Origin of the sequence: Prevotella sp. P6B1, assembly GCF_000702825.1 — a bacterium.
Lineage (GTDB): Bacteria > Bacteroidota > Bacteroidia > Bacteroidales > Bacteroidaceae > Prevotella.
Genome location: NZ_JNKF01000015.1, coordinates 155732 through 176042 on the forward strand (window position 1 = coordinate 155732; position 20311 = coordinate 176042).

Consider the following 20311-nt stretch of genomic DNA (forward strand, 5'->3'; position numbering starts at 1 on the left):
GGTAGGGGGAATTAAGTGTGATTAGTGACAATGTCCGCAGCCGCAGCCACCATCGTGATGGTGATGATGTTCGTGGTCGCAGCCTTCGTGATTGCAGCCTTCGTGATCGCCACAACCGTGATCGCCACAACCACCACAGCCACCGCAACCGCCTGTCATGTGCTTGATCAGGTGCTGAATCTCCTCTTCGGTTGCCTCGCGGTTCTCAATAACCTTTCCCTTGAAGTTCAGGGTCTTGCCTGCCAATGGGTGGTTGGTATCTACGGTTACTCCATCTTCCTCGATCTTTACAACTTTGGCCATGAACTGATGGTCCTCGTTGTCCATCAGGGTGATGACAGCACCCTCGAAGATGTTGTCGTGGTCGAAATGGCCATTCACGGTGAATACTTCGCGGCTAACCTTGTGTACGCCCTCTGCTATATATTCGCCGAAAGCCTCTGCAGGAGCCAGCTCAAAATCAAAGTCGCTGCCCTTCTCAAGGCCTTTTACCTTCTCCTCGAAAGCATCAAGTGCTACGCTGAAGCCGGTGATGAACTCGAATGGACGGTCATCGCCTGTCTGCTCTTCCAGCTCGCTCTTGCCATCCTTCAGGCTGTATAACTGATATACAACCGACATGAATCTGTTTTTTGTTTCTTCCATATACCTATTTATATATACTATTTAGTTTCAGCCTGCAAAGTTACGCATTTTCCACCAATTACACGAAAGTTTAATTGGAAAAAGTAAAAAAATACTTATTTCGGGCTTTCGTTGATATGTATCAATAAAAAGGCTGTGTTCGCACACAATTGCACAAAAATGTTTGTTCATACCAAAAATTCGCCGTACCTTTGCATCGTCAAAAAGACAAAAAGGATAACAAATAAGGTAAAAAGTAGGTTGGTTGCGAAGTCCGACCGAGTAAAGAAAAGAAAGGGTAAAAAGATGAAAAAGATGATTTTGACAATGGTAGCAATGCTGAGCATGACAACTGCATTTGCTGAGGGTGAGAACACAAACGCTGTAAACAACATCGAGGCTTACAAGATGGATGTAAACATGGACAAGCTCGCCAGCGCACTCAACCTGGCTTTCGACCAGCGTGAGGCTGTAGAGAATATTCATCGCGTGTTCAACACCGAAATGACTTATGCTGCTCAGTATGGTAACAACGATCGCGACGCTATGGTAAAGCGTGCCATCGAGACCGACGTAAAGCGCATGCGCTACGTTCTGAACGACAAGCAGATGCGTACTTACCTGATGCTGCTGAACACCACTCTTAACAACCGTGGTCTGAACAAGTAAATTCGTAGTTTTTTAGTTATTATTGGTCATTCGTTATAGGGGCATTCCTTCGGGGGTGCCTCTATTTTTATGCTTAAAATTTGCAAATGTCGATTTTTTTTGCTTACTTTGCAGGCTGAAAATATAATAAAACCATATAATAACAAAAAGGTATGAAGAAAATTAGGTTTTTACTCATGTCGATGGTTGCAGCTCTTCTTGTTAGCTGCGGTACCACAAACACAGTACCTCTCACAGGTCGTAAACAGAAGCTGATGGTTAGCGATGGCGAAATGTTGAGCCTCTCTACCCAGCAGTATCAGGAATTCATGAAGACTGCCAAACTCTCAACCGATGCTACTAAGACGGCTATGGTGAAGCGTGTGGGCCAGAATCTGGCCAATGCGGTGGTAAGTTATCTGAAGGCCAACGGACTTGAGAATGATGTGCAGAACTATAATTGGACCTTTAATCTGGTGGCTGATAAGCAGGCCAATGCCTGGTGTATGCCTGGTGGTCTGATTGTGGTTTATGAAGGCTTGCTGCCAATTACACAGGACGAAGCTTCGTTGGCTATCGTTTTGGGACATGAGATTGCGCATGCTGTTGCACGCCACTCTGCCGAGCAGATGAGCAACCAGATCAAGCAGCAGTATGGTGTGCAGGGTGCAGGGGCGCTGGCCAGCATCCTGGGTGTAGGCAGCAATACAGTTGCCGTCGGTCAGGCTGTGGTCAACTCTGGTATCAAGTTGTTTAACCTTAAATACTCGCGTAACCACGAGAACGAGGCTGATCACATGGGGCTGATTTTCGCTGCTATGGCAGGCTATGATCCCAATGTTGCTGTCACCTTCTGGCAGCGCATGTCGGCAGCCAGCACCAATACTACCGCCGAGTTCCTGAGCGATCACCCATCTGACGCTACCCGTATCAAGAATATCCAGGGATGGTTGCCCGAGGCTCAGCAGTATTACAAGCCCAAGACTACTGCTAAGAAGACTACCACCACAAAGAAAACAACCACCAAGAAGACTACAACAACAAAAAAGAAATAAATGAATAAACTTACAATGACTTTCGCGTTTGCTGCCTGTGCTATGGTGGCACAAGCGCAGACACAGGGTGGAGGCATTTCTGCCCAGATGTTACAGGAAATCCAGAAGGAGCAGAAACAATGTGGTAAGGAGCGTGTCATCGCCAATGCTATCTATGGCATGAGCATCGATGCGCTGGCTAAGAACTATAAGGTAGCCGCCAAACCTATCGACACCCATTTCTCGGTCGAAACCCGTAAGCAGTCTATCACCGACCAGAAGTCGTCAGGACGTTGCTGGATGTTCAGCGGACTGAATGTGCTGCGTTCAAACTATATGTCGCATGCCGATTCTGTTAGCATCGAGTTCTCACAGGCTTACCTGTTCTTCTGGGATCAGTTGGAAAAGGCTAACCTGATGTTGCAGGGCGTCATCGATACTGCCAAGAAACCTATCGACGACCAGCGTGTGCAGTTCTTCTTCCACTCGCCCATCGGCGATGGTGGTACCTTCTGCGGTGTGGCCGATCTGGCACCCAAGTACGGGCTGGTGCCCTCGGAGATTATGCCGGAGACTTACACCAGCGAGAATACCTCGAAGGCTCGTAGTCTGGTTTCTTCAAAGCTGCGCGAGTTCGGACTGCAGTTGCGTGATATGGTAGCCAAGAAAAAGAGTACTGCCGATATCCAGAAGGCTAAGACCGAAATGCTGGCTCAGATTTATCGCATGCTGAAGCTGACCCTCGGCGCGCCTGTCGAGAAATTCACCTATGCCTTCCACGATAAAGCTGGTCGCCAGCTGGGAGAGGCCAAGGAGTACACGCCGCTGAGCTTCTATAAGGAGGTTGTTGGCGGCGATATTAAGAACACGTTTATCATGGTGATGAACGACCCACGTCGTGAGTACTATAAGACCTACGAGGTAGAGTACGACCGCCATACCTATGATGGCAGCAACTGGCGCTATCTCAACTTGCCTATGGAGGAAATCGAGCAGCTGGCCATCGCTTCACTCAAGGATGGACGCAAGATGTACAGCTCGTACGATGTGGCTAAGTTCCTGGATCGCAAACGTGGCTATGCTTCGTTAGATAATTTCGACTATGGATCGGTATTCGGTACAACCTTTAAGATGGACAAGGCTCAGCGTATCAGTACTTTCGATAGTGGTTCTACTCACGCTATGACACTTACGGCTGTTGACCTTGATAAGCAGGGAAAGCCAGTAAAGTGGAAGGTTGAGAATTCTTGGGGCGCCAACAATGGAAGCCAGGGATGCATCATCATGACAGCTGAGTGGTTCCGTGAGTACATGTTCCGTCTCGTTGTCAATAAAAAGTATGTATCTGAGAAGCTTCTGAAGGCATATGAAACTAAGCCTGTTATGGTTATGCCCGAGGATCCCTTATTCTTACCTGATGAATAAAGCAATTGTCATAGGTGCCTCTTCAGGCATCGGATTCGAAGTGGCACGCCTATTGCTCCAGCGCGGCTGGGCAGTAGGCGTGGCTGCGCGTCGTAAGGACCTGTTGCAGCATGTCGGAGCTACCGATATCGAGCAGATCGATGTAACCAGTGCCGATGCGCCGGATAGGCTGATGACGCTGATAGAGCGTATGGGCGGCATGAACTTGTTTTTCTATGCCTCGGGTATCGGTAAACAGAATCGCGAGCTTACTCCCGATATCGAGTTGGCTACTGTCGAGACCAATGGGATGGGGTTCGTCCGCATGATTGGAGCTGCCTATCGCTATTTTGCCCAACAGGGTGGGGGCCATATCGCTGCTATCACTTCGATAGCCGGAACCAAGGGCTTAGGGCCAGCTCCCGCTTACTCGGCTACCAAAGCCATGCAGAACGTTTATCTGCAGGCGTTGGAGCAACAGGCTCATGCTCGTAAACTCGATATCCGGTTTACTGATATCCGTCCGGGCTTTGTTGATACAGCCCTGCTTAGCGGTACATTCCATTATCCCATGATGCTCAAACCTCAGGCTGTAGCCCGTGAGATTGTCTCTGCCATCGAGCATCATCGCCATATCCGCGTCATCGATTGGAAGTATCGTATTCTTACTGCTGTCTGGCGTCGCATTCCACGCTGTTTCTGGCGTAAAATCAAGTTGTAATAGTGCATATTCTTGCAGAGATATACCCATTGTATTTAGGGGAGGGCATATTTCTTGTTAAAATCTATTAAAACGCGCAAGTTTTCCGATTAAAAATTGTACTTTTGCCCATGGAAACAGTAGTGAGAAAATAAATTGAAAAGAAGATGAATAATCATTCAATCGTAGGTGCCAAAATCAAGGGCCTCAGAGAAACCAAGAATCTCAGCATTGAAGAAATTGCCGAGCGTAGCGGTCTGACCGTGGAGCAGATTAACAGTATCGAAACAAACCAGAACCTGCCATCGTTGGGGCCGCTGATCAAGATAGCCCGTGCCTTGGGTGTTCGTTTGGGTACATTTATGGACGATAATGACGATCTGGGTCCCATCGTGACACGTGCAAAGGATCGTGAGGCCGATAACAGTATCAGCTTCAGTAATGATGCTACCGATTCCCGCAAGCATATGGAGTATCACCCTCTCGCTCAGCAGAAGGCTGGTCGACACATGGAGCCGTTCGTTATTGATATCAATCCTGAGGAGAGTCCTGAGTTCCAACTTTCGGCCCACGAGGGTGAGGAGTTTATCTACGTGATGCAAGGTGAGGTTGAGATTGTGTATGGCAAGGAGACCTATAGCTTGAAGGAGGGTGACAGCATCTTCTACGATAGTATCGTGAAGCATCATGTACATGGTGCTCCTGGCAAGAGTGCAAAAATCTTAGCAGTAGTATATATTCCATTCTAAGAAGATGAGTAACGTAAGATTAGATATGGCGGGCAGACCATTGCCCGATAGAACCTATCCTGCTGAGACCGGTTCGGCTGGCTACAAGCTTCATGAGCGTACATTGGGCCAGTGGCTGGAGTATTGGGCTGAAACTACACCCGATAAGGAGTATATTGTATATAGCGACCGCGATTTGCGTTTTACTTGGTCGAAGTTCAACGAACGTGTTGACAATCTGGCCAAGGGCTTGATTTCGATAGGCGTGAAGAAGGGATCGAATGTTGGTATCTGGGCTACCAATGTGCCCGACTGGCTTACCTTCCTCTACGCTACTGCCAAGATTGGTGCTGTGCTGGTAACAGTTAACACCAACTACAAGCAGAACGAGCTGGAGTATCTGTGCAAGGACTCTGATATGGAGGTGCTTTGCATTACCGATGGTACTTGGGATTGTAACTATGTTGACATGACCTATACCATGCTGCCAGAGCTGAAAACCTGCGAGCGTGGTCATCTGAACAGCGAACGATTCCCCTACCTGAAAAACGTGGTTTATATAGGTATGGAGAAATATCGCGGTATGTATAATACTGCCGAACTTCTGTTGCTTGGCCAGAATGTGGACGACGAGCAGCTGAACGAGATGAAGAAGCAGGTGAGCTGTTACGATGTATGCAACATGCAGTACACCAGCGGTACTACCGGATTCCCCAAGGGCGTGATGCTCACTCACTATGGTATTTCCAATGATGGCTACTTTACTGGCGAGAACATGGGATTCACCCAGGACGACAAACTCTGCGTCTGTGTTCCTCTGTTCCATTGCTTTGGTGTGGTGCTTGCCACGATGAACTGTCTGACCCATGGTTGTACCGAGGTGATGGTTGAAAAATTCGATCCTCTGGTGGTACTTGCCTCTATCCATAAGGAACGTTGTACTGCTGTTTATGGTGTTCCAACGATGTTTATCGCTGAGTTGAACCACCCCATGTTTGATATGTTCGACCTAAGTTGTCTGCGTACGGGTATCATGGCTGGTAGCCTATGCCCGATTGAGCTGATGAAGCAGGTAAGCGAGAAAATGTATATGACCATCACAAGTGTTTACGGTCTGACAGAGTCGTCGCCTGGTATGACGCAGACCTGCCTGAACGATACCTTCGAGCAGCGTTGCACTACCGTAGGTCGCGACTTCCCGTTTGTCGACGTGAAGGTACTTGACCCCGAGACGGGTGAGGAGTGTCCTGTTGGCGTGCAGGGTGAGATGTGCTGTAAGGGCTTCAATGTGATGAAGGGCTATTATAAGAACCCGACGGCTACGGCCGAGGTAATCGATAAGAACGGCTATCTGCATTCTGGCGACCTGGGTGTGAAGGATGAGCAGGGATTCTACAAGATTACCGGGCGTATTAAGGATATGATTATTCGTGGTGGTGAGAATATATATCCACGCGAAATTGAGGAGTTCCTCTATCATATGCCTGGCATACGTGATGTACAGGTGGCTGCTGTACCTTCTAAGAAATATGGTGAGGCTGTAGGTGCCTTCATTATTCTGGAGGAAGGAGTGCAGATGACTCCTGAAGACGTACAGTTATTCTGTCGCGGCAAGATTGCCCGCTACAAGATACCTAAGTACGTATTCTTTATCAAGGAGTTCCCGCTAACGGGATCGGGCAAGATCCAGAAGTTTAAACTCAAGGAGATGAGCCTGAAACTATGCGAGGAACAAGGAATAGAAGTGATTTAGTATCAATAACCTAAAAAGAATATCCGAGATGACCAGAAAAACCTATATACTGCTAACAATTATTCTACTGTCGGTACTGACAGCAGGTGCGGTGAATGTGTCACCTCGGATATTCCGTAACTACACTTCGGCCAATGGACTGGCTGATAATAGTGCACAGACCATCCATTGTACCAAGACTGGACGATTGGTGATTACCACTATCGGCCAGATAAACTTCTTCGATGGTGCCGCGTTTACCTATATCGACCCGCTCGAAGAAAATATCTATGCTTTGTCTGAGTATCAGGGAAACTACCACCTCTACTTCGACAGGTTCCACCACATCTGGCTGAAGAATACACATAGCGTGACCTGTGTTGACCTGTTGACAGAGCGATTCACAAAATCCATTGAAGATGAGTTCCGTCAGTTTGGTGTAACAGAGCGCGTGAAAGACCTGTTTGTAGATAGTACAGGCATCGTGTGGTTGTTAATTGATAAGGGGCTCTTCAATGTGAAGACCAAGAAGATTATCAAGCTGCGCGAACAGTTTAACTTGCAGGATCTGGAAGTATATAAGAATCAGTACGTAATGCTATTCTATGACAACGGACTGATGGAGATGTACGACCAGGAGTCAGGTAAGAAGTTGATTGAGAATAGAGCCTATACCGATAAGGATAATGTGCGCTATAATCAGTCATCGCTGGTGAAGGTCGATGGTAGCAACGTGTATCAGATTCGCAATGGCAACAAGGAGGCTATCCTGATGAAATATGATGTGAATCTGAACGAATGGTCGGAGCTGATGCGTACGCCCTACCATATGAATAATATGGCGATTCGTGACTCTTTGCTCTATGTGCCTTGCGAATATGGTTACTGGATCTATAATGTGAAAACCCATGAGGCTGATCACGTTGAAGCTGTAGTGCTTGAGAGTGGCCAGACATTGGTAACCGATGTAAACGTGATAACGTTCGACCGTCAGGGAGGCATGTGGGTAGGTACTGAGAAGCGTGGTCTGCTCTATTCGAAACCTTATAAGTCGCCGTTCATGGTTTATAAGTGGGGTGATAGTAAGGCAAATCACTATGGTGCCATGATGAACCATCGGGTTGACGAGTGGCCCATGTTCAGAAGCCGTATGGTGAACTGTGTCTACAAGGATTCACGTGGCTGGACATGGGTGGGAACTGCTCAAGGTCTGCAGCTATACCGTCGCGAGAATGATCTATTGCCTCAGGTTTATACCATGAAGGACGGTCTCTACAACAATATCGTACACTCTATTGTTGAAGATCTCAATCATAACATCTGGGTGGCTACCAGCTATGGTATTTCTGTAGTGCTGTTCAGAGAGGATGGACGAGTGCATTTTATCAACAGCTATAACCAGTATGATCATGTCCCTAACGAGGTATTTGTGAATGGTAAGGCCATGCGTTTGCCTGATGGTCACATCGTGATGCAGTCGCTCGATCATGTTATTGAGTTCGATCCAGGTCAGATGACTACCTTAGGTGGCGATTATCCGTTTGAGATCTATCCCAAGTTGATTAAGCTGATGGTGAATGGTGTCGATGTTGATCCTACGACTGAGATTGATGGTAAACGCATTCTCGACAGAGCATTGAGCCGTGTATGGGGCCTCGACCTGAACTACAATCAGAACTCGCTGACATTGGTTTTCTCTGCGCTCAACTATTTCCGCCCACAGCAGACGTTCTACCGTGTGAGAGTTCGTGGATTAGATGATGAATGGCGAGTGCTGACTCCATATAGTTCCGACGGAATGGTTGATAAGCAGGGCTTGCTGCATCTGCCGCTGATGGCCTTGCGTCCTGGTTCGTATGTATTAGAGGTGCAGGCATCGTTGGTTCCTGATAAGTGGACAACGCGCGCCTACGAATGGGAGATTAATGTGCACGAGCCGTGGTGGCGCACCACAGGTGTGTTTATGCTGTTAGCAGGGGTAATACTGATCCTGTTCTTCATCAATCTGTTCTACTATATGAAGAACACCAATTTGCGTGCTATGCGTAATAGTGAGGAGACTGGACTGATAAAGCGTATCTACAACTTTATTGACCGATGCAGTACCAGTGGCGATGTGCTGGAACCTTCGCCCGAAGAATACAGTCAGGCTGATCCTGATCTACAGAATGAGTTGGCACCAGAGTTTGTGACAGTCATTGAAAAGATTATGCCTGTGGTACGTGCGGAAAAGAAAAAGAAAAAGATTACGATGCGAAAGTTGAGCGGTGCTGCCGGTATCGACGTCAAGGAGTTCTATGCGCTCATTACAGCAAACATCTTTAAGAGTCCGCGTCAGCTGATCAAGAAGTCACGTTTGGCTGAGGCAGAGCATATGCTGCGTACTACCAAGGAGCCTATTGACAGTATTGCTGAGAAGTGTGGTTTCGTATCAGCCAACTATTTCATCGCCTCTTTCTTCCAGGCGCATCACATTACTCCAGAGGCGTATCGGCAAAGGCGGTAAGTCGCCAGGTGCGATCAGCGCTACCTTTGTAGTAGATCAGAGCTTGATAATGATTCTCGGTTTGGTAGTAGCTACCCTCGCTGGGTAGCAGCTGGTTCTTATTGTCACCACAAAGATACTGATAATTGTAATACCCTTGTTTCTGCAGGACGCTGGCTGTGTAGATGCCTTCGACGGGGTCGTAGCGCATCAGGTAGGTGTCAGGTTGTTCCATAGTCCAGCGGCCGCTGATATAGATGCGTTGTCCAACAGTTGATTTGAGGCGGTAGTTCACCCATACATACTCGCTTGATGTATCGTTCTCACTATTGTCGCTATTACGGATGCAGTAGGCACCATTGGCATCCTCATCGTAGAGGTAGTTTGGACGTGGCTCGTCGGCAAATGGATATACCTGATAGTTGTCACCATCCCACAGAATATGGTCGATGCCCATTGTGGGGTGACTCACATCGAGTATCTCGTACTTACGATACTCGTTGCCTGCATCGAATATCAAATGTTGGTTGTGGGTCCATGCTAAGCCGTTTTGGGTGGTGATGTTGGCTTTGGCGTTCCACTTCATGTCGCGTTCCTGAGCATTCTGCATCACTACGGCGCAGATTTGTTCTTCAGGGTTAGTCACAGGAAGTGATCCGTAGTCCAGTCGCATAGATACCTGCTGGTGGCTCTGACGTGTGTCAATATCTGTATTGCTGGTGGCACTCATACTCAGCTTCATCTGCTGCTCTGTTACCATAAACTCGGCCACCAGCACTTCGCGGTTGTCATCATCTTCGTCCAGAATGTGTACTCGGTAGTTGCCGCTTAGCTTCAGCTGGCATCGGTCGTTGGGTAGCTGTAACTGGTAGTGGGTGTAGGAGATGATGGTGTTATGGGAGTGTTCATACTCATCGATGGTGTTACCATTGAATCCTGACAGCCAGTCGCTCTCAAAGAGCCCCTCGGATGGCGTCCAGTCAGCTTCGCAATGTTCTATATGGTAGATATAGCGATGATAGTTATGCGATAGTTCATCGAACGAGATGGTGAGCACATCGTCGCTGCCCAAGAGCATGATTGGGGCTGACTGCCAATTGCCGTTGACCACCGTCTGTAGCGATTTAACGTTGGGGGCTGTGATACGGCTTTTGGCAATGCCCAAAAGTGGCAACGCAAGGAGCAACGAGAGAAAAAACTTTTTCACCTTTTTACCTTCTTCTTTCGGTGATGATGCCGTGACGATAGGCGTAGAGCAGTTCCTTTAGGTCGGTAATCTGACTTTTCAGCTCCTCGCCCTTGTCGGTATCGGCTACCAGCATACGGTGAGCCGACATTTCGATAATCTGGGTGGTCGACTTAATGTCAATCTCACGCATGATGGCATCGCGGGCCGATGTGAAAGGTTCATGCTGAACCAGTTGGAAACCTCGTGAGTGATAAACTAATGTATAGCCGGCAATACCTGTCTCTTTATGATAGGCCTCTGAAAAACCACCATCAATCACCATCAATTTGCCACCGGCTTTGATGGGATTCTCGCCACTACCTGCATGTACCGGTACGTGGCCGTTGATAATATGGCGGTTGGTGCCCTTTACACCAAAGGCGTCGAGAATGCGGTCGCATACCTCTTCACTATCACGTAGTTTAAAGTAATTGCCTTTCTCCTCCTTATAGGTTTCCTTATCGCTCAGGAAGTAGCGCTCAAATGTGGCCATCTTCGACTTGCAGAATAGAGGAGAGTCCTGTCCGCACCACAGATAGAGGAAGTAATCACGAGCGTATTCCCTGTCGGTCGAATCGTTTTGGAAAGCCTCGCGAATCATCATACCGATGTTGTGCATCAGTTCCTTACCTGCGTATTTCCTGCCAGGATAGATTTCTATCTCTTTCAGGGAACCATCGCCATTGAGTGGAATAGCGGCATGGAACAGCAGATTCGAGTTGCTGATAGCATACATGCAACCGTGCGAGAGTAGGGTGCGGATGTGCTTGTGCAGCTTTTCGCTGATGCGGAAAGAGTGGTGCAGTTTTTGCATCAGGTCAGTCTCCTCGTTAGTGAGTTTGTTGGGAGCTTGCGGATCGACTGTAGGGAAACTGCAGCTCTTCATCTTATAGACCTTTCCGTCTATGGTACATTCCCCTTTGGTGTAATCTACCATATTGAGCATGCAGCGGTCAAGCATCTGCCACTCAGGACGGCGCTGATAGATTTCAGCCTCGGTCTTGAACTGCAGTACGGCAATCGCCTTATGCATCTTGGCTGTGAGCAGTTGTGTCTTCTCATCCATCTTATTGCCTGGCATGAGCTTGGGCATAAACTCCTCGCAAGGATCCTCACCATACACATCGAGCGCAAAGGTGGCCAGTGGTACCAGGTTGATACCATACTCCTCGATTGTGTTAAGGTTGGCGTAGCGCAGACAGAGGCGCAGCACGTTGCAGATACAGGCATCGTTACCTGCTGAAGCGCCCATCCATAGCACATCGTGGTTGCCCCACTGGATGTCCCACGAGTGATACTGACGCAGGGTGTCCATAATGATATGTGCGCCGGGACCGCGATCGTAGATGTCGCCTAAGATATGCAGTTGGTCGATGGCCAATCGCTGGATGACATTACAGATAGCACAGATAAAATCGTCAGCACGACCTGTAGAAATGATGGTGTCGACAATCACGCTTACGTAAGCAGCCTTATCGTTATCGCTCAGACTCTCGTGCAGCAGTTCTTCGATGATATAGGCAAAGTCACTGGGTAGTGATTTGCGTACTTTTGAACGTGTATATTTGCTGCTGACATCGCGGCACACTTTTACCAGTTGGTGGATGGTAATGCGGTACCAGTCCTCTATATCTTTTTCCTGGGCCTTAATCAGTTCCAGTTTCTCTTCAGGATAGTATATCAGGGTACACAACTCTTTCTTCTCGCTTTCTCGGATGTTGTTGCCGAAGAGTTCGTTGACTTTTCGTTTGATATTGCCTGAGGCATTCTTCAGAATATGTCGGAAAGCCTCACTCTCGCCATGAATATCGGCCAGAAAGTGTTCTGTGCCTTTTGGCAGGGCCATGATGGCCTCTAAGTTTATAATCTCGGTAGATGCAGCGGCAACCGTTGGGAATGATTGCGACAAAAGCTGCAGATAGTGCAGATCGGTATCGTTGTTAGTGAGGTGTTTCATATCTTCAGATGATTTCTTAGATTATTGCGCAATTTCTCAGTAGCCTTGTCGTCGAGTGGAGGAATGGGCATATAGCCCTCATCTAATAACACTTGCTCGCTGAGAACTTGTATCAGGCGGGCGGCATTTTTGGTTAGTGTGGCTTCTTCCATCTTCTCGGCCAACTGTTCATCGTTCACGTTCTCGCGATACAGTTCGCGTGTCAGTTCTATGATACCAAGCATGGTGGGCGTCTTGAGCATCTGTCGGATGATGCGCATCAGGAAGTCAGTCTGATTGCCTTGATAGTCGCCAACCAGTTCCTTGATGGGTTGTGGCCTTTTATAGTTGTGGGGAAAATAAGCAGCAATCCGTGCGGTATCGATGAGTGGAGCCGAGAGGCCCAGTATACGGATACCATAATCGGTATAGTTGCTGATGTTTTCGTGTTCGGCATAGAGTAGCAACTGGCGCCAGTTGATAAGTCGTGGGTCCATCTCGTTGGTGTCAACCCAACGTTTGTCGCCCATGATACCAGCTTTCAGGATGACCGTCATGGCCTTGATGGTGTGCTCATCCATCAATTCGAGTGTGTTCGAGTCGAGTATTTTCTGATAGATGGCAAACGTCTGCGAAACCATCTCGGCAGGGGTGATGGTATTGGTGGTAACAGCATTGCGTATCTCTTCTATGCGGGGATTCCAACACAAATTCTGGAAGCTCTCACGCTCCATCTTACCCATGGTAATTACTGCATAGGCTTTCTCTATGTAATCCTTCTTCGAGAAGAGAACCTCCAAACGATCGTTGGCACGCTGGAAACCTATCGCCCATGGTTCTAACTGTCCATGTAGGGTGATGACATAGCGGATGTTTAGTTTGCGGGCACAGCGCATGGCTTTAGTCTGCAATGACTGATTAATACCATGAATGTGTATCAAGTCAGCCTGTATGTCACGTGCCTGTTGGTAGAAGGATTTGTTGTTGTCGGCCACCATGATGTTGGCACTCTGTTTCAGTCCTTCTGCCAGCAGCTGAACATGACGCTGTATCAGTTCGCTATTTTTGGGGTAGATATGTAATATATTCATATCTGCTAAACTGGTTTTTCCAGAAAATACGCCAGCGCAATGCCTGTCGCTCAACGAACGATGGTTTTAGTTCGAAAAACTTCAGGATATCGATGGCAGCTGATTTCTTGATAATGATAAAATCGTATCGCCCCCAACGGTAGTGGTAGCGCTTGCGGGTTCTCACCTTTTTCAGTCGGCGCTCTATGCGCGTAATGTGGTCTTTGGCCTCATCTACGTCGTAGAAAGCTTGCAGTTTAATGCCTTTCTTGGTAAGATAGCCTAACGTCAGGTCGGCCGTATCATCCATACTATCGTTGATAGCCTGCAGAATATCTGCGTTTACCGGCGCATGACTGGCGTTGGCAAAGATTAGCCAATCGTTTTTTGCAGCCTTGATGCCAATGTTATAGGCCTGCTTTTTGCTCATGGCGTAGCCTTCGATCTTTGGCAAGAAGGTGGTATAGAGGTGGGGGTGATCTTTTTTGAGAAGCTTCAGTATATCGGGCGTCTCATCAGTAGAAGACTCATCAACCACCACAACCTCGTAGCCAGGCTGGTACTGCTGCATAAGGTATGCCGTTAGGTTTTCCTGCAGCTCGTACGCCTGGTCGTACACGGTCATGATAACAGAGAATCTCCGTTCGTTTTTATTCATTTCACTTTTCACTTTTCACTATTACAGCTCATCGCTCATATACCCCTTGGGTAAACGGCGACAGTTATACTGCGATGCCATGATCTCACCATAGGCACCAGCCGATCGGATGGCCAACAGGTCGCCACGTTTCGCCTTGTTAAGGTCAATCTGCTTGGCAAACACGTCGGTCGACTCGCAGATAGGACCTACCACATCGTAGGCTTCCATGGGCTCTTCGCTGGTGAGATTCTCTATCTTGTGGTATGCCTGATAGAGCGCAGGGCGAATCAAGTCAGTAAAACCGGCATCAACAATGGCGAACTTCTTTACGGCACCTTCCTTAATATATAAGGTACGTGTGATAAGGCTTCCACACTGAGCTACAACGGCGCGCCCCAGTTCAAAATGTAGTGTCTGTCCTGGTTCCAGCTTCAGCTTCTTTGCGTATGTATCGAAGTACGCCTTGAAGTCGGGGATGGGTACACGGTTAGGATGGGCATAGTCAATACCCAGTCCGCCTCCCACGTTGATATGCTCAACACGGATGCGGTGGCTGATGAGTTCCTGCTGCAACTCGTTGACACGGTTGCATAGGGCTTCAAAATCGCCCATGTCCAATATTTGTGATCCGATATGGAAGTGCAATCCCACAAACTTCACGTTCTCCAGTTTCTCAGCTTCTCGAATCACCTTCACCATATCGCGCATGGCGATACCGAACTTATTCTCGGCCAGACCGGTGGTGATGTTAGCATGGGTATGTGCGCCCACGTTTGGATTCAGACGGAAAGCCACACGAGCCACTTTTCCTTTGGCGGCTGCCAACTCGTTGATTACTTCAAGTTCAGGGATGCTCTCAACGTTAAAACAGAAAATGTCGTTGTCTAGTCCAAGTTTGATCTCCCAGTCACTCTTGCCTACACCAGCATATACAATCTTATCCTGCGGGAAGCCGGCTTTGATTGATGCCTCGACCTCGCCACCGCTCACGCAGTCGGCTCCCAGTCCAGCCTCTCGTATGATGCGCAGGATGCGTGGGTTAGCGTTAGCCTTTACTGCATAGTGCACCACAAAGCCTTCGTGTTTGCTGGCTTCGTTGTTAATTGTCTGTAATGTCTGGCGCAGCAGAGCTGTGTCGTAGTAGTAGAAAGGCGTTTCGATATCCTGAAGCCTCTCTACTGGGAAAATTCCTTTAGCCATTGTCTCGTTTGTCTCTTTCTAATTTTTACATTTTTAATTTTTTACATCTTTACTTTTTAAAGATGGTGTCGCTCAGTTTCTGAAGTGCGCGTTTCTTGTCTTCCTCGCGAATCAGGAACGAGATGTTGTAGTTCGAACCTCCGTAGCTTACCATGCGTACAGGGATGTCCTTCAGGGCATCGAGTGCGATGGTCTCGAAACCTACATTGCTCCAATCCAGGTCGCCAACCACGCAGATGATACACATATTGGTATCAACGGTAACGGTACCATACTTCTTCAATTCGTCAACAATCTCACCCAGATGTGCAGAGTTGTCGATGCTCATCGATACGCCAACCTCTGAGGTGCAAACCATGTCGATAGGAGTCTGGTAGCTCTCGAAAATCTCGAATACCTTGCGCAGGAAGCCGGTAGCCAGCAGCATACGACTCGATTTGATCTTGATGGCTGTGATATTGTCCTTGGCAGCGATGGCCTTAATCTTACCATACTCGGTCTTGTTGCTGATGGTAGTACCCTCTGCATCAGGATCCATGGTGTTCAGCAAACGAACGGGGATTCCTGCATACTTAGCAGGCTGAACGCAGGTGGGGTGCAGAATCTTAGCACCGAAATAAGCCAGCTCGGCAGCCTCCTCGAAGTGCAACTGGTGAACAGGCTCAGTACCATCAACCACGCGTGGGTCGTTGTTGTGCATACCATCGATATCGGTCCAGATTTGGATCTCATCGGCACCGATAGCGGCACCAATCAGCGAAGCGGTATAGTCAGAGCCACCACGCTGCAGGTTGTCAATCTCGCCATAGGCATTGCGGCAGATGAAACCCTGAGTGAGGTAAACCTGTGCGCCCTCGTTCTCCTTCATCAAGGCAGCCAACTTCTCTTTGATATATACGGGATCGGGTTCAGCGTTCTTGTCGGTACGCATAAAGTCGAGTGCGTTGAGCAATACGGCCTTGATACCAATCTCGTTCATGTAGTTAACCACCATATTGGTCGACATGATTTCGCCCTGAGCCACGATACTCTTTTCCTCGAATGATGTAAAGAGCTCCTTGGTGAATGAACGCAGGTAGTCGAACTCTGATTTCAAGAACTCGCGTGTTTCAGCCTTAGTAGCATCCTTGGCGTAAAGCTCATCTACGTGCTTGTCGTACTTCTGCTCCAGACGGTTGATAACCTCGTTGGCACCATCGGGATTCTTCTTGTAGAGATAGTCTGAAATCTCTACCAGACTGTTAGTGGTGCCCGACATGGCTGAGAGCACTACGAAAACGGGTTCGTTAAACTTGGTGACAAGTGCAGTCACCTCTTTCATTCTCTCTGGACTGCCGACGGATGTTCCGCCGAATTTCATTACTTTCATAAGCCTTATATATTATTTGTTTTCTGCTTTCTTAATGATTACTTGCTCCATTTTTCCATCTTGGCATTGGAACGCCTTGCCAGGATACTTGTGTACCAGCGCAATGTTGTGAGTCGACATTACCACAGCTGTACCCGTCTCCGAGATTGTCTTCAACAGCTGCATGATACTGTCGGCGGTCTCCTTATCCAGATTGCCTGTAGGCTCATCAGCGATGATGAGCTTGGGCGTGTTCAGGATGGCGCGGGCAATAGCCACACGCTGCTGTTCACCTCCCGACAACTCGTTGGGCATCATCATCTTCTTGTCTAGAAGTCCAATCTGAGTCAACACTTCGTCGATGCGCTGATTGATGGCGTCGTTATCTTTCCAGCCAATAGCCTTCAGCACAAATCGTAAGTTCTTATAGACAGTACGATCGTTCAGCAACTGGAAGTTCTGGAATACTACTCCCAACTCTCTACGCAAACCAGGAATATCCTTACGGCGGGTGGTCTTCAGGTCGCGCTCCAATACGGTGGCCTCGTCAGCCTCGTCGATATCCAGTTCACAGTAGAGGGTTTTCAGTAGTGAACTCTTTCCAGAGCCTACACGACCGATGATATACACCAGTTCGCCTTCGGCCACCTCGAAGTTCACTCCTTCAAGTACCTTCGTACCAGAATCCTGGTATACGTTTACATTCTTATAATTAATCAGCATATCTAAAGTTCAATGCTCAATGTTCAATGTATAATGTTATTTCATTTTGCCTGCGGCTTTGGCTTCGCGGCGCTGCTTGTCCCAGTTGGGATCGTGGCGCTTGTGCAGTTCATCGGCCACCTGTTCGATACGCAGCCCCTTGCTAGTGAGCAGTACGGTGAGGTGATACAGCAGGTCGCTGGCCTCATAAACCAGATGCTCGTCGGTGCCGTTGGTGGCCTCGATAACAGTCTCTAAGGCCTCCTCGCCAACCTTCTGGGCTATTTTGTTGATACCATCTTTGAAGAGCTTAGTGGTATAGCTGCCCTCGGGCATCTCCTGGTGTCGCTTGTCGATAAAGTCCTGCAACTCGCTCAGGAAAGCTACGCCGCTGTCGTTGCTCTCGCCCCAACAGGTGTCGGTACCTGTGTGACAGGTTGGTCCGTCGGGCGTAGCCTTAACCAACAGAGTATCGTTATCGCAGTCCACTTTGATATCTACCAGATGCAGAAAGTTGCCACTGGTCTCGCCTTTGGTCCAAAGGCAGTTGCGACTGCGGCTCCAGAATGTAACCTTCTTGGTGTCGATGGTCTTCTGGTAAGCCTCTTCGTTCATATATCCCAGCATCAGCACGTTCTTGGTCTGTGCATCCTGGATGATAGCGGGCACCAGGCCTCCGCTCTTTTCAAAATCTATCTTCATTTTCTATTATTGTTTCTTTATTTAAACTAGTCCTTTAGTCCTGTCGTCCGTTGCTAAACTCTCACATTGATGCCTTCGGATTTGAGGTACTGTTTTAATTCGGGGATGGGAATCTCGCCGAAGTGGAACACACTGGCAGCGAGGGCGGCATCGGCATGTCCTTCAATGAAGGTATCGCGGAAATGCTCCTTTTTGCCTGCACCACCGCTGGCGATGATGGGGATCGAGAGGTTGTCGGCCAACTCACGTAGAGCCTCGTTGGCATAGCCTTCTTTCACACCATCGTGATCCATCGAGGTAAACAGTATCTCGCCTGCACCACGCTCCTGAGCCTCGTGCGCCCACTCAAACAGTCCGCGCTCTGTGCGCTCGCGTCCGCCCTTCAAGTAGCAATGCCACCCGTCGGCATCGAATCGTGCGTCGATGGCGCAAACGCATACCTGCGAGCCGAAACGATTGGTAATCTCGTCGATGAGCTCTGGTCTGCGGATGGCAGCGCTGTTCACACTCACCTTGTCGGCTCCGGCATACAGCAGTCGCTCTACATCGGCCAGCTCGTTAATGCCGCCACCTACGGTAAAGGGGATATTTATTTCCTTAGCCACACGTGTTACCATGTCGGTAAACGTTTTGCGTCCCTCGAAGCTGGCGGTAATATCTAAGAAGCAGAGCTCGTCGGCACCTTGCTCGCTGTAGGCTTTGCCCAGTTCAACGGGGTCGCCAGCCGAGCGCAGGTTTACAAAGTTGGTGCCTTTAACGGTCTCGCCGTCCTTTACATCCAAACAGGGTATTATTCTTTTTGCTAATCCCATAATCATTCATCTAGCTTGATCAGTTCGCGAAGGTCGATCTTGCCTTCGTAAATGGCCTTTCCGAATACTACGGCAGGTACGCCAATAGCTTCGAGGGCCTTGATATCTTCGATATTTGATACACCGCCACTGGCTATCAGGTGCAAGTCGGGGTATTTCTCCATGATGCGTGCATACAGCTCGAAGGCAGGTCCGCTCAGGGTGCCGTCTTTCGAAATTTCGGTGCACAGCACATTCTTTACACCCGCATCCACGTATTTCTGTAGGAAAGGCAACAGATCCTCTTCCGAATCATCCTTCCAGCCATTAATGCTGATTTTGCCGTTACGTACGTCAGCTCCCAGAATAATGCGGTCGGCACCGTATTTCTGGAGCCACCATGTAAACAGGGTGGGCTGTGTGACGGCTATCGATCCGATGGTCACCATCTTGGCACCAGCGTCGAAGGCTGCCTCGATATCGGTGTGGGTTTTAATGCCACCGCCAAAATCAACTACCAGATTGGTCTCAGTAGTAACATTGCTCAGCACCTTGCTGTTAACAATGTGTTTTGACTTGGCGCCATCAAGGTCTACCATATGCAGACGCTTAAAGCCGATTTTTTCAAACTCGCGTGCCATTTCTAAAGGCTCGCCGTACTCGGTTTTCTGGTCGTAGTCGCCCTTGGTCAGTCGTACGCACTTACCAGCAATAATGTCGATAGCGGGAATCAGTTCAATCATAAGTCTATAAAGTTTTTAATAATCTGTTCGCCCACCTTACCACTTTTTTCGGGGTGGAACTGGCAGGTATAGAAATTATCCTTGTGCATTGAGGCCGAGTAGGGCAGAATGTAGTCTGCCGTAGCGATGGTCTCGTTACATACAGGCACATAGTAGGAGTGTACAAAGTAAACGTAAGGATGCTCGCCCAGATTCTTAAGAATAGGGTTTTCAGTTACTTGTAACTCGTTCCATCCCATGCAGGGCACCTTGTCCTCATGGCGCTCAGGCTGAAATCGCTTCACTTCGGCATCGAAAATGCCTATACACTCGGTATCGCCCTCCTCGGAGTGGCGGCACAGCAGTTGCTGCCCCACGCAGATACCGAATACGGGCTGCTTCAGGTCGCGAATCAGCAGGTCGAGCTTGCGAGCACGCAGATAGTCCATGGCTTCGCCAGCGTGACCTTGTCCAGGAAACAGCACCTTGTCGGCCTTCATCAGCAGTTCAGCATCGTCAGTCAGCATGGGTTCGATACCCAGGCGCTTCAGTGCGTTCACCACCGAATAGATATTTCCTGCGTTGTATTTTACTATTGCAACTTGCATTCTTTTTTT

19 protein-coding genes are annotated in these 20311 nt (G+C 48.6%); 7 read left to right on the forward strand and 12 right to left on the reverse strand.

Going from position 1 to position 20311, the window contains the following annotated elements; genetic code table 11:
- Positions 1-21 precede the first annotated feature (21 nt).
- Positions 22-645: a peptidylprolyl isomerase gene (locus T495_RS0112910; RefSeq protein ID WP_033148982.1), complete on the reverse strand. Its 624-nt coding sequence runs from the start codon at positions 643-645 to the stop codon at positions 22-24.
- Positions 646-930: 285 nt separating this feature from the next.
- Here T495_RS0112910 and T495_RS0112915 point away from each other — a divergent pair, with 285 nt between their 5' ends.
- From T495_RS0112915 to T495_RS0112945, 7 genes are all read left to right on the forward strand, one after another.
- Complete coding sequence (locus tag T495_RS0112915; protein ID WP_028904345.1) at positions 931-1293, forward strand: hypothetical protein; 363 nt, start codon at positions 931-933, stop codon at positions 1291-1293.
- 152 nt (positions 1294-1445) lie between these two features.
- Positions 1446-2327 carry a M48 family metallopeptidase gene (locus tag T495_RS0112920; RefSeq protein ID WP_028904346.1) on the forward strand — a complete coding sequence of 294 codons (882 nt, stop codon included), beginning with the start codon at positions 1446-1448 and terminating at the stop codon, positions 2325-2327.
- A complete protein-coding gene (locus T495_RS0112925; protein WP_033148983.1) occupies positions 2328-3731 on the forward strand; it encodes an aminopeptidase C in 1404 nt (467 codons plus the stop codon).
- On the forward strand, positions 3724-4431 hold the full coding sequence (locus T495_RS0112930) for an SDR family oxidoreductase (protein WP_033148984.1): 708 nt from the start codon (positions 3724-3726) through the stop codon (positions 4429-4431). The genes T495_RS0112925 and T495_RS0112930 overlap by 8 nt, the downstream gene beginning before the upstream one ends.
- 146 nt (positions 4432-4577) lie before the next feature.
- On the forward strand, positions 4578-5159 hold the full coding sequence (locus T495_RS0112935) for a helix-turn-helix domain-containing protein (protein WP_028904349.1): 582 nt from the start codon (positions 4578-4580) through the stop codon (positions 5157-5159).
- Between the two features lie 25 nt (positions 5160-5184).
- Complete coding sequence (locus T495_RS0112940) at positions 5185-6891, forward strand: AMP-binding protein (protein WP_051523170.1); 1707 nt, start codon at positions 5185-5187, stop codon at positions 6889-6891.
- A 28-nt stretch (positions 6892-6919) separates the two neighbouring features.
- Positions 6920-9376, forward strand: coding sequence for a helix-turn-helix domain-containing protein (locus T495_RS0112945; RefSeq protein ID WP_033148985.1), 2457 nt, complete (start codon positions 6920-6922; stop codon positions 9374-9376).
- On the opposite strand, the gene T495_RS0112950 is transcribed toward T495_RS0112945, so the two are convergent.
- Genes T495_RS0112950 through hisH form a run of 11 tightly spaced genes read right to left on the reverse strand, consistent with a single transcriptional unit; the run spans position 9345 to position 20302 of the window.
- Positions 9345-10562 carry a DUF5103 domain-containing protein gene (locus T495_RS0112950; protein ID WP_033148986.1) on the reverse strand — a complete coding sequence of 406 codons (1218 nt, stop codon included), beginning with the start codon at positions 10560-10562 and terminating at the stop codon, positions 9345-9347. The genes T495_RS0112945 and T495_RS0112950 overlap by 32 nt on opposite strands.
- A 4-nt stretch (positions 10563-10566) precedes the next feature.
- Positions 10567-12540 carry a fructose-bisphosphatase class III gene (locus tag T495_RS0112955; protein WP_033148987.1) on the reverse strand — a complete coding sequence of 658 codons (1974 nt, stop codon included), beginning with the start codon at positions 12538-12540 and terminating at the stop codon, positions 10567-10569.
- Positions 12537-13610, reverse strand: a complete 1074-nt coding sequence (locus T495_RS0112960; protein WP_028904354.1) for a glycosyltransferase — start codon at positions 13608-13610, stop codon at positions 12537-12539. The genes T495_RS0112955 and T495_RS0112960 overlap by 4 nt, the downstream gene beginning before the upstream one ends.
- Positions 13579-14247 (reverse strand): glycosyltransferase family 2 protein, encoded by a 669-nt coding sequence (locus tag T495_RS0112965; protein WP_081832128.1) that lies wholly within the window; start codon positions 14245-14247, stop codon positions 13579-13581. The genes T495_RS0112960 and T495_RS0112965 overlap by 32 nt, the downstream gene beginning before the upstream one ends.
- A gap of 21 nt (positions 14248-14268) precedes the next feature.
- On the reverse strand, positions 14269-15429 hold the full coding sequence (gene lysA / locus T495_RS0112970; RefSeq protein WP_028904356.1) for a diaminopimelate decarboxylase: 1161 nt from the start codon (positions 15427-15429) through the stop codon (positions 14269-14271).
- Positions 15430-15478: 49 nt separating this feature from the next.
- On the reverse strand, positions 15479-16798 hold the full coding sequence (locus tag T495_RS0112975; protein WP_028904357.1) for an aspartate kinase: 1320 nt from the start codon (positions 16796-16798) through the stop codon (positions 15479-15481).
- Between the two features lie 12 nt (positions 16799-16810).
- Positions 16811-17500, reverse strand: a complete 690-nt coding sequence (locus T495_RS0112980; RefSeq protein WP_028904358.1) for a cell division ATP-binding protein FtsE — start codon at positions 17498-17500, stop codon at positions 16811-16813.
- 36 nt (positions 17501-17536) lie between these two features.
- Entirely contained in the window at positions 17537-18181 is a 645-nt protein-coding gene (gene hisIE / locus T495_RS0112985; protein ID WP_028904359.1) for a bifunctional phosphoribosyl-AMP cyclohydrolase/phosphoribosyl-ATP diphosphatase HisIE, read from the reverse strand.
- A gap of 53 nt (positions 18182-18234) precedes the next feature.
- Complete coding sequence (gene hisF / locus T495_RS0112990; protein WP_028904360.1) at positions 18235-18993, reverse strand: imidazole glycerol phosphate synthase subunit HisF; 759 nt, start codon at positions 18991-18993, stop codon at positions 18235-18237.
- Between the two features lie 2 nt (positions 18994-18995).
- On the reverse strand, positions 18996-19715 hold the full coding sequence (gene hisA / locus T495_RS0112995; RefSeq protein WP_028904361.1) for a 1-(5-phosphoribosyl)-5-[(5-phosphoribosylamino)methylideneamino]imidazole-4-carboxamide isomerase: 720 nt from the start codon (positions 19713-19715) through the stop codon (positions 18996-18998).
- Positions 19712-20302, reverse strand: coding sequence for an imidazole glycerol phosphate synthase subunit HisH (gene hisH, locus T495_RS0113000; protein ID WP_028904362.1), 591 nt, complete (start codon positions 20300-20302; stop codon positions 19712-19714). The genes hisA and hisH overlap by 4 nt, the downstream gene beginning before the upstream one ends.
- Positions 20303-20311 lie beyond the last annotated feature (9 nt).